This is a genomic window from Rhodoferax sp. GW821-FHT02C08 (assembly GCF_059421805.1).
The window spans coordinates 1-12,809 of record NZ_JBWKVR010000014.1 but is presented as its reverse complement, the minus strand read 5'-3'; the positions used below and the strand labels follow the sequence as shown (position 1 = coordinate 12,809).

Annotated in this window: 12 protein-coding genes; 9 read left to right on the top strand and 3 right to left on the bottom strand. The window is 63.8% G+C overall.

The genetic code is table 11. The features are described from left to right. Position 1: 1 nt before the first annotated feature. The 3 genes from AC07VY_RS16970 (at position 2) to acnA (ending at position 4,891) form a co-directional block, all read left to right on the top strand. Positions 2 to 526, top strand: a complete 525-nt coding sequence (locus AC07VY_RS16970; protein ID WP_495098572.1) for a 2'-5' RNA ligase family protein — start codon at positions 2 to 4, stop codon at positions 524 to 526. A 116-nt stretch (positions 527 to 642) separates the two neighbouring features. Beyond that, on the top strand, positions 643 to 2,010 hold the full coding sequence (locus AC07VY_RS16965; RefSeq protein ID WP_495098573.1) for a lactonase family protein: 1,368 nt from the start codon (positions 643 to 645) through the stop codon (positions 2,008 to 2,010). A 142-nt stretch (positions 2,011 to 2,152) separates the two neighbouring features. Beyond that, the gene (gene acnA, locus AC07VY_RS16960; protein WP_495098574.1) at positions 2,153 to 4,891 is read left to right on the top strand and encodes an aconitate hydratase AcnA; all 2,739 of its coding nucleotides are present in this window, start codon (positions 2,153 to 2,155) and stop codon (positions 4,889 to 4,891) included. Positions 4,892 to 4,922: 31 nt separating this feature from the next. Here the strand turns inward: acnA and AC07VY_RS16955 are convergent, their stop codons facing one another. Then, positions 4,923 to 5,195, bottom strand: a complete 273-nt coding sequence (locus AC07VY_RS16955) for a hypothetical protein (RefSeq protein WP_495098575.1) — start codon at positions 5,193 to 5,195, stop codon at positions 4,923 to 4,925. Positions 5,196 to 5,397: 202 nt separating this feature from the next. Then, positions 5,398 to 5,826 (bottom strand): MarR family winged helix-turn-helix transcriptional regulator, encoded by a 429-nt coding sequence (locus tag AC07VY_RS16950; RefSeq protein ID WP_495098586.1) that lies wholly within the window; start codon positions 5,824 to 5,826, stop codon positions 5,398 to 5,400. A gap of 70 nt (positions 5,827 to 5,896) precedes the next feature. On the opposite strand from AC07VY_RS16950, the gene AC07VY_RS16945 reads away from it, so the two are divergent. From AC07VY_RS16945 to AC07VY_RS16935, 3 genes are all read left to right on the top strand, one after another. Then, positions 5,897 to 7,090: an HPP family protein gene (locus AC07VY_RS16945; RefSeq protein ID WP_495098576.1), complete on the top strand. Its 1,194-nt coding sequence runs from the start codon at positions 5,897 to 5,899 to the stop codon at positions 7,088 to 7,090. Between the two features lies 1 nt (position 7,091). Beyond that, a complete protein-coding gene (locus AC07VY_RS16940) occupies positions 7,092 to 8,846 on the top strand; it encodes a chloride channel protein (protein WP_495098577.1) in 1,755 nt (584 codons plus the stop codon). A gap of 129 nt (positions 8,847 to 8,975) precedes the next feature. Then, a complete protein-coding gene (locus tag AC07VY_RS16935) occupies positions 8,976 to 9,494 on the top strand; it encodes a superoxide dismutase family protein (protein WP_495098578.1) in 519 nt (172 codons plus the stop codon). Positions 9,495 to 9,509: 15 nt separating this feature from the next. On the opposite strand, the gene AC07VY_RS16930 is transcribed toward AC07VY_RS16935, so the two are convergent. Beyond that, positions 9,510 to 10,187: an ArsR/SmtB family transcription factor gene (locus tag AC07VY_RS16930; RefSeq protein WP_495098579.1), complete on the bottom strand. Its 678-nt coding sequence runs from the start codon at positions 10,185 to 10,187 to the stop codon at positions 9,510 to 9,512. 74 nt (positions 10,188 to 10,261) lie between these two features. On the opposite strand from AC07VY_RS16930, the gene AC07VY_RS16925 reads away from it, so the two are divergent. The 3 genes from AC07VY_RS16925 to AC07VY_RS16915 all read left to right on the top strand — a co-directional run bounded on the left by AC07VY_RS16925 (position 10,262) and on the right by AC07VY_RS16915 (position 12,720). Further along, a complete protein-coding gene (locus AC07VY_RS16925) occupies positions 10,262 to 10,609 on the top strand; it encodes an NIPSNAP family protein (protein ID WP_495098580.1) in 348 nt (115 codons plus the stop codon). Beyond that, complete coding sequence (locus AC07VY_RS16920; protein ID WP_495098581.1) at positions 10,606 to 10,950, top strand: antibiotic biosynthesis monooxygenase family protein; 345 nt, start codon at positions 10,606 to 10,608, stop codon at positions 10,948 to 10,950. The genes AC07VY_RS16925 and AC07VY_RS16920 overlap by 4 nt, the downstream gene beginning before the upstream one ends. A 63-nt stretch (positions 10,951 to 11,013) precedes the next feature. Beyond that, on the top strand, positions 11,014 to 12,720 hold the full coding sequence (locus tag AC07VY_RS16915) for an NAD(P)/FAD-dependent oxidoreductase (protein WP_495098582.1): 1,707 nt from the start codon (positions 11,014 to 11,016) through the stop codon (positions 12,718 to 12,720). Positions 12,721 to 12,809 lie beyond the last annotated feature (89 nt).

The following is a 12,809-nucleotide window of genomic DNA, read 5'->3' as shown; positions in this document are numbered from 1 at the left end:
CATGGTGGTGCCAGCTGAATACTCCATCTGGCTACGCCCCGCAGCACCGGATGAAGCCGCGCTGCTGCAGACGATTGATCGCCTGGCGGCCCTGCGCGGCAGCGAGCGCTTCGCCCCGCACGTGACGGTGCAGGGCGACCTGGCCCAGCCGCTGGACGCACTACGCCACATGCTGGCGCCCCTGGCACGCAAAATACCGGCACAGCGCTGGCGGGTGGAGGCAGTGGAATGCAGCCCGCATTTCTTCCGCTGTATGGTGTTGCGCTTTGCCCCCTGCACCGCCTTCAAGGGAATGCAGGCTGCGGCACAAGCCTTCAGCCAGACAGAGCTAGGCTTGTCACCCTTTCCCCACCTGAGCCTGGCCTATGGCGAAGCGCAACCGGACAACGCCCGGCTGTGCCAGGAACTGGCCGATGAATACGTGGGGCGTGAGATCGTGCTGGACCGGCTCAGCATCTGTCACTCGTCCAAAAAAGTACCCGTACCAGACTGGCGCTACCTGGCGGACTATGTACTGACCCGCTAAAAACCGGGGTTTTGACCACGTCGAATACGTAAAGTTTACATATACAAACGCAAAGAATTCCAATTTCACGGTATTCTAAAAAGCCGGCAATTGTTGCCTGTGCAAAAAGACAGGCCATGAAAAACTCCCTCATCTCAACAAGCTTCTTTCGCGCATGCGCGCCAACTACTTTTGCGCTAGCTCTTGCCATTAGCTTGGCCGCCTGCGGCAGTGGCGGCGGTGGCAGTAGCAGCGGTACCTCTGGCACCGTCAGCATAGGAGGCACCGTAAGCGGCCTCACGGGCTCAGGCCTGGTGCTGCAAAACAACGCGGGCGACAACCTCGCCATCTCCGCAAACGGCAGTTTCACCATGGCCACGGCCCTGGCCGTGGGGGCCAGCTATAGCGTCACAGTCAGTAGCCAGCCAAGCTTGCCCAGCCAGACCTGCACCGTCAGTAACGGTAGCGGTACGGCCAGTGCGTCCGTCACCAATATCGCGGTGACTTGCACCACACCTTCAGTGCGATTTGCCTACGTGGCAAATAGCGGTGCAAATACGGTGTCGGCCTACACGGTCGATACCAACACGGGGGCTTTGACCTCGGTAGGCGCCGCCTATACGACAGGCGTAGCTCCTGACTCGGTAGTGGTTGCGCCGTCGGGCAAATTTGCCTATGTGGTGAACTTCAATGACAACACCCTGTGGACTTACGCCATTGACACCAGCACCGGCGCCTTGAGTACTGTTGGCAGCAGCTCCGCGACCGGCAATAACCCAACCACTGTTGCCCTCGCTCCCTCGGGCAAATTCGCTTATGTGGCCAACTCCATCGACAACACGGTTTCCAGCTACACCGTGGACACGACCACTGGCGCCTTGACAACACTTGGAACGGTCGCAACGGGAACCAGTCCGCGCTCCGTCACAGTGGATCCCTCGGGTAAATTCGCCTACGCCAGCAATTACAGCGACGGCACGGTTTCCGCCTACACAGTGGATAGCAGCACCGGCACGCTGACGGCCATTGGCACAGTAGCAACCGGCTCAGGCCCCCGCTCAATCGCTATAGACCCCACCGGCAAATTCGCCTATGTGGCAAACTTCGGTTTCGGCAGCTTCAACAACACGGTTTCGGCCTATAGCATCAACACCAGCACCGGAGTATTGACCACCGTGGGAACATACACCGCAGGCACGGCACCCCGCTCGGTAGCGGTAGACCCGCGGGGCAAGTTCCTCTATGTGGCCAACTCGGAGGCCGACACCGTGACCGCCTACAGCATCAACACCAGCACAGGGGCACTGACCACGGTAGGAAGCTTTGCCACCGGTAGCAAACCGTATGCAGTGGCCGCCGACCCCACGGGCCAATTTGTCTACGTAGCCAACTCCAACGCCGCCACTGTCTCGACCTACAGCATCAATAGCAGCACAGGCGCCCTGACGCAGACCGGAAGTTATGCCGCAGGTACGGGAGCGGCTGCCGTAGCCACCACGCAGTAGCTAGACCAGGCCATCGACGACATGCCGCTGCCGATGGCCTATCCCGCACCGACCACCGCCGTCGGTAAACGGCATCCCTGCTGACAACCAGGTTCATCGAAGCCTGCTATGTTGGAACCTGTGTCAAAAAACAGGAGCCTCTATGACAGCCCCATCTCCCCACGCGTTCGCGCCCGCCCTGCAAACATTCACCACCACTACGGGTGAGTCCGGCCAGTACTGGTCGCTGCCGGAGCTGGCCAAGCGGTTCCCCAGCGTAAATCGACTTCCGGTATCTGTACGCATCGTGCTCGAATCGGTGCTGCGCAACTGCGACGGCAAAAAGGTGACGCCCGAGCACGTGGCGCAATTGGCGCACTGGTCCCCCACTGCCGAGCGCACCGATGAAATCCCCTTTGTCGTGACCCGCGTGGTGCTGCAGGACTTCACCGGCATCCCCCTGCTGGCCGACCTGGCCGCCATGCGCAGCGTAGCCGCATCGCTGGGACAAAGCCCCAAGACCATAGAGCCGCTGGTGCCGGTAGACCTGGTGGTAGACCACTCGGTGATGGTGGACTACTACGGCACCCCCCAGGCGCTGGACCTGAACATGAGGCTGGAATTCCAGCGCAACCACGAACGCTACCAGTTCATGAAATGGGGCATGCAGGCCTTTGACACCTTCCGCGTAGTGCCGCCTGGTTTTGGCATCGTGCACCAGGTGAACCTGGAATACCTGGCGCGCGGTGTCTACAAGAACCCCAAGGACACGGCTGCCGCACCGGTGTACTACCCCGACTCGTTGGTCGGCACCGACAGCCACACCACCATGATCAACGGCATCGGCGTGGTGGGTTGGGGTGTGGGCGGCATCGAGGCTGAAGCCGCCATGCTGGGCCAGCCGGTGTACATGCTGACACCGGACGTGGTGGGCTTCGAGCTGACCGGCACGCTGCGCGAAGGTGTGACCGCCACCGACCTGGTGCTGTTTGTCACCAACATATTGCGCGCCGAGAAGGTGGTGGGCAAGTTTGTCGAATTCTTCGGCCCTGGCGCGGCGTCCATACCCGTGCCGGACCGCGCCACCATTGGCAATATGGCACCGGAATATGGCGCCACCATGGGCTTCTTCCCCGTGGATGACAAGACCGTGGCCTACTTCAAGGGTACGGGCCGCACCGATGCCGAAATTGCCTTGTTCGAGGCCTACTACAAGGCGCAAGGCCTATTCGGCATGCCCAACCCGGGCGATATCGACTACAGCAAAGTCGTGCGATTAGACCTGGGCACCGTCGTCCCCAGCCTAGCCGGCCCCAAGCGTCCGCAGGACCGCATCGATCTGGACAAGCTCTCCAGCACCTTCAGCACGCTGTACAGCCAACCCAATGAAGCCAACGGCTTCAACCAGCCGGCCGAAACCCTGCTGTCGCGCTACCCACTGCCATCCGGCGGCGGCGTGGACATCGGCAATGGCGACGTGCTGATTGCCGCCATCACCTCCTGCACCAACACCTCCAACCCCAGCGTCATGCTGGCAGCAGGCCTGCTGGCCCAAAAGGCCGTAGAAGCCGGCCTGACGGTGCTGCCGCACATCAAGACCTCGTTGGCACCCGGCTCACGCATCGTCACCGAATACCTGGAAAAAGCCGGCCTGCTGCCCTACCTGGAAAAGCTGGGCTTCTACCTGGCGGGCTATGGCTGCACCACCTGCATTGGCAATGCAGGTGACCTAACACCCGAAATCAATGCTGCCATCACTGGCAACAAGCTGGTGTGTGCTGCCGTGCTGTCGGGCAACCGCAACTTCGAAGCCCGCATCCACCCCAACCTGAAGGCCAACTTCCTGGCCTCGCCTCCGCTGGTGGTGGCCTATGCCATCGCGGGCAATGTGATGACCGACCTGGCTACCCAGCCGCTGGGCAAGGGCAACAAGGGCCAAGACGTGTACCTGCGCGACATCTGGCCCAGCATGGCTGAGATCGACGAAAAGCTGCACTACGCCATGAACGCCCAGTCCTTCCGCACCAACTACGACAAGGTCAAGGCCGAACCCGGTGCGCTGTGGAGCAGCATCCAGGGCGTCACCGGCCAGGTCTACAACTGGCCGCAGTCCACCTACATTGCCGAACCGCCCTTCTTTGGCGGCTTCACCCAACAGCCCGCCGTAGCAGCTGCGGGCTTTACCGGTGCGCGCCCCATGGCACTGTTTGGCGACTCCATCACCACCGACCACATCTCGCCGGCTGGCTCGATTGCCGAGAAATCACCGGCCGGCCAGTGGCTGCTGGCCAACGGGGTACCCAAAGCCGACTTCAACAGCTACGGCTCGCGCCGCGGCAACCACGACGTAATGGTGCGCGGCACCTTCGCCAACGTGCGCATCAAGAATCTGATGCTGCCACTAGACGCCAACGGCTCACAGGTCGAAGGCGGGCTGACGCTGCATCAACCCAGCGGCGAGAAGCTGTTCATCTACGACGCAGCGCAAAAGTACATGGCGGCAGGTGTGCCCACCGTGGTGTTTGGCGGCGAGGAATACGGCACGGGTTCGTCCCGCGACTGGGCGGCCAAGGGCACGCAGCTGCTGGGCATCAAAGCCGTGATTGCCCGCAGCTTTGAGCGCATCCACCGCGCCAACCTGGTGGGCATGGGCGTACTGCCGCTGCAGTTCAAAGGAGACGACAGCTGGCAAAGCCTGGGCCTGCGCGGCGACGAAACCATTGACGTGCTGGTAGACGGCGCGCTGCAGCCACAAATGGATGTGCAACTGGTGATCCACCGCGCCAATGGCACGCAGCAAAACGTAGCCGTACGCCTGCGCATCGATACACCTATTGAGGTGGACTACTACCAACACGGCGGCATCCTGCCATTTGTGCTGCGCCAGTTACTGGCCAATTGATCAAAAGAAGCAGGGGCGCCCTCCCCTGCGGTCACACTAATTTGCTGAGCGTGTTCTTGACCGCTGCAGCGGCTCCGGTGGAATAGGCCGCAATGGCACTGGCAGATGCGAGTCCCCCACGGGTCACACCCTTGTAAACCGACTGCACTGCGTTTTCGAGATTGACTGTGCTTTGCGCCACCGACTTGATGCCGTTCCCCAGGCTCTGCACGCCTTGCGCGACGGCATCGGTCACACCAATGGCCGCAGCCCCCACCACCCCATACTTGTCGATATTGCTGCTGGAGGCGCGTGCTGCAAGCACTTGGGCATATCTGGATACGCCATTTGTACGCTGAATACTCATACGTCCCCGGCTGGTTGGTAGATAAGGAAGCGGCCTCTGCGTGGCTGCGCAGGCGTGAATGGAAGTTTACCCGTCACATACAAAGACACGCAAGCCGATCACACAGCCTTTACAAGTTGCTACTCAGGCACCAGGTAGCGTAAAAATGCATACGCCAGCTTCACAACTGGTCGTTGAACACCGAAATATTTGCCACCTGAAAGCCACCGCTGAGTGACTGCAGCTCCTTGTGGTGCAGCTCGGCCAGGCGGCGCAAACAGGTATCGCCCTTGGACGTCAGCCGCACCTCCACTTGCCGCCGGTCCACAGCGCTGGCTGAGCGGGTCACCAGCTCGGCAGCCTCACAGCGCGACACCAGTGCCACCACACCATGCTGCTGGGTCTGCAACCGCTCGGCCAGCTCGCCCACCGTGGCCCATTCACGCCCTGGATAGCCCTTGATATGCAATAGCAACTGGTACTGCAGCGGAGTCAGCCCTTCGGATTGGGCGGCGTCCTCACTGAAACGCAGAAACCGGCGCAGCTGGTAGCGGAATTCCGATAGAGCCTCGAAGTCGGCTTTGGCAAGGGTCTTGGGGCGTGGGGGCATAGGTTCGGTCAAGGCAGGCAATTACATCACAATGTGATGTAATTGCAGTTTTGTGTGGCATCCATATCGCATGAAGCTCTCCCCTCCATTGTGGCTGTTGAACCTCTACCCCGCGACCACCTCGGTCAACAACGCCGAGCGGCTGCGGGCCAGCCTGGGTGCATTGATCGGCATCGCACTGACCGGCTGGCTCAGCACCCAGGCCATGGGTCTGACCCTGGCCGCCGCCTGGCTGATCGCGCCCATGGGCGCATCAGCCGTGCTGCTGTTTGCCCAGCCGGCCAGCCCGTTGGCACAACCCTGGTCCATTACCGGGGGTAATCTGCTCGCAGCTGTCATCGGCGTCAGCTGCGCCAAGCTCATCCCCATGCCGGTGGCGGCTGCAGCCGTGGCCATCAGCCTGTCCATCGCAGCCATGTTCTGGCTGAGATGCCTGCATCCGCCCAGCGGTGCGGTAGCACTGACCGCCGTGCTGGGTGGGCCACAAATCCATGCAGCAGGCTATGGCTTCGTTGCCAATCCGGTGGCGCTGAACACGGCACTCCTGCTGCTGGCGGCATTGCTCTACAACAAAGTCACCGGCCGCCGCTACCCACACACCCAGCGCGCCGACGCCCCGCATCCGCACCACACCAGCGATGCCGTACCCACCGCTCGCCTGGGCTTCACGCCTGAAGACCTGCAGACCGTGCTGAAGGACTACAACCAGGTGCTGGACGTGAGCTTTGACGACCTGGAAACGCTATTCCACCGCACGGAAACACAGGCCTTTCGCCGGCGCTTTGGTGCCAAACAATGCAGCGACATCATGTCCAAGGATGTGCTGTCCGCCGAGTTCGCCACCGAGCTGGCCGAAGCCTGGGACAGCATGCACACCCACCAGGTGCAAGCCCTACCTGTGCTGGACCGGGCGCGACGGGTTATCGGCATCGTCACGCGCTCCAGCTTTTTGCGCCAGATTGATGACCATGGCTATCCAGGCCTGTCCACGCGGCTGCGTGCCCTGCTGCTGCGCACCCCGCACACGCACTCCAGCAAGGCCGAAGTGGTGGGCCAGATCATGACCACACCGGTCACCACGGCCTTTGACACCACGCCGCTGGGTGAGCTGGTGTCGCTGATGGCCGATGCGGGCCTGCACCACATACCGGTAGTCAACGCCCAGCGCCGCCTGGTGGGCATGGTCACGCAAACCGATGTGATGGCCGCCCTGTACGAAACCAGCCTGGCCCACCTGGGCCCGGCCAGCACAACAGCAAACTGATATGGACCACACCGCGACCCCCAACCGTGATTACGCCGCAGACCGGCGCATGCTGCTGACCGCCGGCCTGGCCGTTCCCGTAGGCGTGTTGGGCGCCTTGGCGGCCTGGCTGCTGCTGACGCTGATCCACACCTGCACCAATCTATTTTTCTTCCAGACGCTATCCACTGCAGACCAGTCACCCGCAGCAAACCACCTCGGCGCATGGAGCATCCTGCCTCCGGTGGTCGGTGGTTTGCTGGTCGGCCTGATGGCCCGGTTTGGCTCGGAAAAAATCCGCGGCCACGGCATTCCTGAAGCGATTGAAGTCATCTTGTTTGCCCGCAGCCGCATGTCGGCCAAGGTCGCCGTACTCAAGCCGCTGGCGTCGGGCATCGTTATAGGTTCGGGCGGCCCCTTCGGCGCCGAAGGCCCCATCATCATGACCGGCGGCGCCCTGGGCTCGCTGCTGGCCCAGCTCTTCCACCTGTCGGCATCGGAACGCAAGACCCTGCTGGTCGCGGGCGCTACGGCGGGCATGACGGCCGTGTTTGGAACCCCTGTGGCCGCCGTTCTGCTGGGCGTGGAGCTGCTGCTGTTTGAGCTGCGCCCGCGCAGCCTGCTAGCCGTCTCCATCGCATGCGCCGTGGCGGGCTTTGTACGGCCACTGCTGCTGGAGGCCGGGCCCTTGTTTCCACTGCAAACCCAGGTCGCCAGCTGGCCGACCCTACTCGCCTGCATGCTGCTGGGGCTGCTGGCCGCAGTGCTGGCGGCCGGCCTGTCCAACGCGCTGTATGCGATGGAGGACGCCTTCCACCGCCTGCCCCTGCATTGGATGTGGTGGCCGGCCATCGGGGGTTTGGCCGTGGGTCTGGGCGGCTGGCTGCAGCCCCGGGCCCTTGGCGTGGGTTACGACGTGATCAGCGACCTGCTGAACCAGCGCCTGCTGCTGGCCAGCATACTGGCCCTGCTGGCGGTCAAGGCCATCATCTGGGTGATCGCCCTGGCCTCGGGCACTTCGGGTGGCGTGCTGGCGCCGCTGCTGATGCTGGGAGCGGGTATGGGCGCGGTGCTGGCGCACGGTTGGACAGGCACGGACGGCGCGGTGTGGCCCTTGGTGGGCATGGCAGCCATGCTGGCCTGTGCGCTGGGTGCACCGCTGACGGCCACGGTCTTTGCTGTCGGCTTGACGGGCGACGTGAACGCCCTGCTGCCGCTGCTGCTGGCATGTACGGTGTCGCACGGCCTGAGCGTGCTGCTGATGCGCCGCTCCATCATGACCGAGCGCCTGGACCGCCGGGGCCGCCACGTGCACCGGGAATACGGTATGGACCCGCTGGAACGTACCCGCGTCGATGAAGCCATGACCCGCCAGGTGCAGACCATACCGGCCAGCACGCCGCTAACCGACATTCCAGAACGCTGGTTTGGCGCCCAACAGCAGCACCGCGCCTTTGCCGTAGTCCAGGCCGATGGCCGCTACGTAGGCATGCTGGACATCCATACCTTGGCAAACCCAGCCCCCGCGGCGCAGCTTGCAAGTGATCTGTTCCCCCAGGCAACACCTGTATCCGCCTTGCCGGAGGAAACCTGCCGCACGGCAGCCCGGCGCATGGCGGCACACGGGCTGGAGCGCCTGCCCGTGCTGGCCGACCACCAATCACAGCGCCTGGTCGGCATCGTCAGCCGTAGCGACTTGGTCAAACCACTGCAAGCCCAACAGGATGAAGAAGATATCCGGGAGCGGCTCTTGGTGTGGCGGCGACACGCCTCCTGACGCCCAGCCGCGCGCCCATTTGAGATGCGGTCAATATCCCCTTCAGAAGCCCTGACAGCTTCCTGAGGCCGACGCATTGGGTTTAGCATGCAGGCTGCTTGTCAACCCGCAATGCCTAAGGAGTCCGCCATGCGCCACCACCCGTTTTACGCTCTTGCCTCCATCGGCCTGCTCGCCGCCTGCGCCAGCACGCCGCCGGCGCCCATGGCCAGCGCCCCCTTGCAGCCCACCAAAGGCAATACCGCCACCGGCACTGTGCAGTTCAAGCAGCTGCCAGGCAAGGTGCTGGTTAGCGGCAGCATCAGCGGCCTGGCGCCCAACGCCACGCTGGGCTTTCACCTGCACGAAAAGGGTGACTGCTCCAGCGGTGACGGCATGAGCGCTGGCGGCCACTTCAATCCTGACGGCCACGCCCACGGGGCAGCCAGCAGCGCCATGCACCACGCGGGCGACTTGCCCAGCCTGCAAGCCGATGCCCAAGGCGTGGCGAAATTCAGTTTTGAGTCCACCAGCCTGTCGGTGGGCAGCGGCCCGCACGACGTTGTGGGCCACGGCCTGATCGTGCACCGCGATGCGGACGACTACACCACCCAACCCACAGGCAACTCCGGCCCGCGCATCGCCTGCGGTGTCGTACGCGCCGGCTAAGCGCCGGCGGCCTAATTAGGCCATCAGCGCACGAAACGCCTGTTCGCCCGGCGGTGTGAAGCGGATCACACGTGAATCCGCATCGCGCCGAGCCCAGCCCAATGCATAAATGCGCTGCAGCAATGCCGCCCCCAAGACGCCACCCAGATGGTGGCGGCGCTCGCCCCAGTCCAGACAGGGCCGGCAAAAAGCGCGCTTTTGCGCCTGAGCAGCCGCCGCATCCACACCCAGCGCGGTAAACCAGCCGTAGCCTGACTTTGTGAGCTGCACACCACTGGCCTGGGCCTGCAACAGCTGCCGGCCCAGCAAGGCCTCGTAGGCCAGCACCCCCATTTCACCGGCAAGATGGTCGTAGCAGATGCGCGCCTTACGCAGGGCCGGCTCGCGCGGGCTGGAGCGCAGGCGCACCGCGCCGGTACGAAAAGCCACACCCATCAAAGACTCCAGCAAATGCGCCACGTCGTGGTCCGCCAGGCGGAAGTAGCGGTGCCGGCCCTGGCTGTCCACAACCACCAGTCCGGCCTCCACCAGCTTGGCCAGATGCGCGCTGATGGTCTGTTTGGTCACGCCGGCAATGCCGGCCAGCTCGGTGGCGGTGAGCGCGCGGTCGGCCATGAGGGCGGTGAGCACCTCGGCGCGGGCATGGTCGCCGATCAACGCGGCGATACGGGCAATGCTGGGTCCGTCTTTCATGGTTCGATCTTCAGCGAACCATTTCATGGCGTCAAGCCATTATCGTTAGCCGCACCACCACTGAAAGCTGTTCCATGAAAATCACCTGCTGCATACGCTACGAAATCGACCCGTTCCAGCGCGATGCCTTCCAGCAATACGCCGAAAACTGGGGCCGCATCATTCCCCGCTGCGGCGGCCACCTGGTCGGCTACTTTCTGCCGCTGGAGGGCAGTAACTACGAGGCCTGGGGCCTGATCGCCTTCGACTCGCTGGCCGCCTACGAGCGCTACCGGGCCCGGCTGAGGACCGACGCCGAGGGCCGCGCCAACTTCGCCTTCGCCCAGGCCCACAAGTTCATCCTGCGCGAGGAACGCAGCTTTGTCGAAGTGGTGGACGGCACCCTGGGCGTGCCGGCCCAGGCCGTGGAGGGCGCAGCATGATCGCCGTGATCTTCGAAGTGCAGCCCCAGCCCGAGCACATGGATGCCTACCTGGACACCGCCGCCGCCCTGCGCCCACAGCTGGAGGCGATGGACGGCTTCATCTCCGTCGAACGCTTCAGCAGCCTCAGCCAGCCCGGCAAGCTGCTGTCGCTGTCCTTCTGGCGCGACGAGGAAGCCGTCAAACGGTGGCGCCAGCTGGACAGTCACCGCCAGGCGCAAGAGGCCGGGCGGCAGCAGATCTTTGCTGGCTACCGGTTGCGCGTGGCCCAAGTGGTGCGCGACTACGGCATGCACGACCGGGAGCAGGCCCCTCCAGACTCGCGCACAGTACATGGCTGAATCCACCCTGCTCTCGTAAAATCGCCCCCTCTTGCTTGATAACTACAAGCCTTTAGGCACCCCATGATCCGCATTTCCGAACTCAAACTCCCCCTCGACCACGCCGAGGACGCGCTGCCCGCCCTGGTCGCCCACACCCTGGGCCTGGCGCCGGCGCAAATCGCCCACTTCACCATCCACAAGCGCAGCTTCGACGCGCGCAAAGCCACGCTGATGCAGGTCTACATCGTGGACGTGGCGCTGGTGGATGCCGCGCAAGAAGCCGAACTGCTGCGCCGCCACCCGGACAACCCGCACCTGCGCCCTGCGCCCGATATGGCCTACTACCCGGTAGGCACGGCCCCCGCCGATCTGCCGGTGCGCCCGGTGGTGGTCGGCTTTGGCCCCTGCGGCATCTTCGCGGCCCTGGTGCTGGCGCAGATGGGCTTCAAGCCCATCGTGCTGGAGCGCGGCACCACGGTGCGCCAGCGCACCCAGGATACCTGGGGCCTGTGGCGCAAGAGCGTGCTCAAGCCCGAGAGCAATGTGCAGTTTGGCGAGGGCGGTGCCGGCACCTTCTCGGACGGCAAGCTGTACAGCCAGATCAAGGACCCGCGCCATCTGGGCCGCAAGGTGATGCGCGAGTTCGTCAAGGCCGGCGCGCCAGAGGAAATCCTGATCGCCGCGCACCCGCACATCGGCACCTTCAAACTGGTGAAAGTGGTGGAGAACCTGCGCGAGCAGATCATCGCCCTGGGCGGCGAAATCCGTTTCGAGCAACGCGTGACCGACGTGCAGATCGAAGATGGACACATGCGCGGCCTCACCGTGTTGGACCAGGCCACTGGCCAGAGTTACCAGCTGCGCGCCGACCAGGTCGTCCTGGCCCTGGGTCACAGCTCGCGCGACACCTTCCAGATGCTGCACGCACGCGGCGTCTACATGGAGGCCAAGCCCTTTTCCATAGGCTTCCGCATCGAACACCCGCAGGGCCTGATCGACCGCGCCCGCTGGGGCCAGCACGCCGGCCACCCACTGCTGGGTGCGGCCGACTACAAGCTGGTGCACCACGCACAACATGGTGAAGGACGCGGCCGCGCTGTCTACAGCTTCTGCATGTGCCCCGGCGGCACGGTGGTGGCCGCCACCAGCGAGCCGGGCCGCGTAGTCACCAACGGCATGAGCCAATATTCCCGTAATGAGCGCAATGCCAATGCAGGCATCGTGGTCGGCATCACGCCGGAAGACTACCCCCACGACCCGGCAGCCTGGGCCGCCACGCTGGGCGATGTGGCACAGCCCGCGCCCGGCCCCGGCCAACAAGTGCACCCGCTGGCCGGCATCGTGCTGCAGCGCCAGCTGGAATCCAACGCCTATGTGCTGGGCGGCAGTAGCTACCAGGCGCCGGGCCAGTTGGTCGGCGACTTCATCGCCGGACGCGCGTCTACCCAGCTGGGCAGCGTGGAGCCGTCGTACAAGCCCGGCGTGCAGCTGGGCGATCTGCATGCGGCCCTGCCCGGCTATGCGATCGCCGCCATCCGCGAAGCGCTGCCGGCCTTCGGCCGCAAGATCAAGGGCTTTGACATGCCCGACGCGGTGCTGACCGGGGTGGAGACACGCACCTCCTCGCCGCTGAAGATGACGCGTGGCGAAGACTTCCAGAGCCTGAACGTGCGCGGCCTGTACCCGGCGGGCGAAGGCGCCAGCTACGCCGGCGGCATCCTGTCGGCCGGTGTGGACGGCATCAAGGTCGCCGAGGCCGTGGCGCGCAGCATTCTGGCCAGCATTTGAATTTATAAAAACAGCCTGATTAGCTACCTGCCTCAGACAGACTTGAATTTTGGTTCAGATGCGCCATACTGGTGTTTCATCCAGTTGTG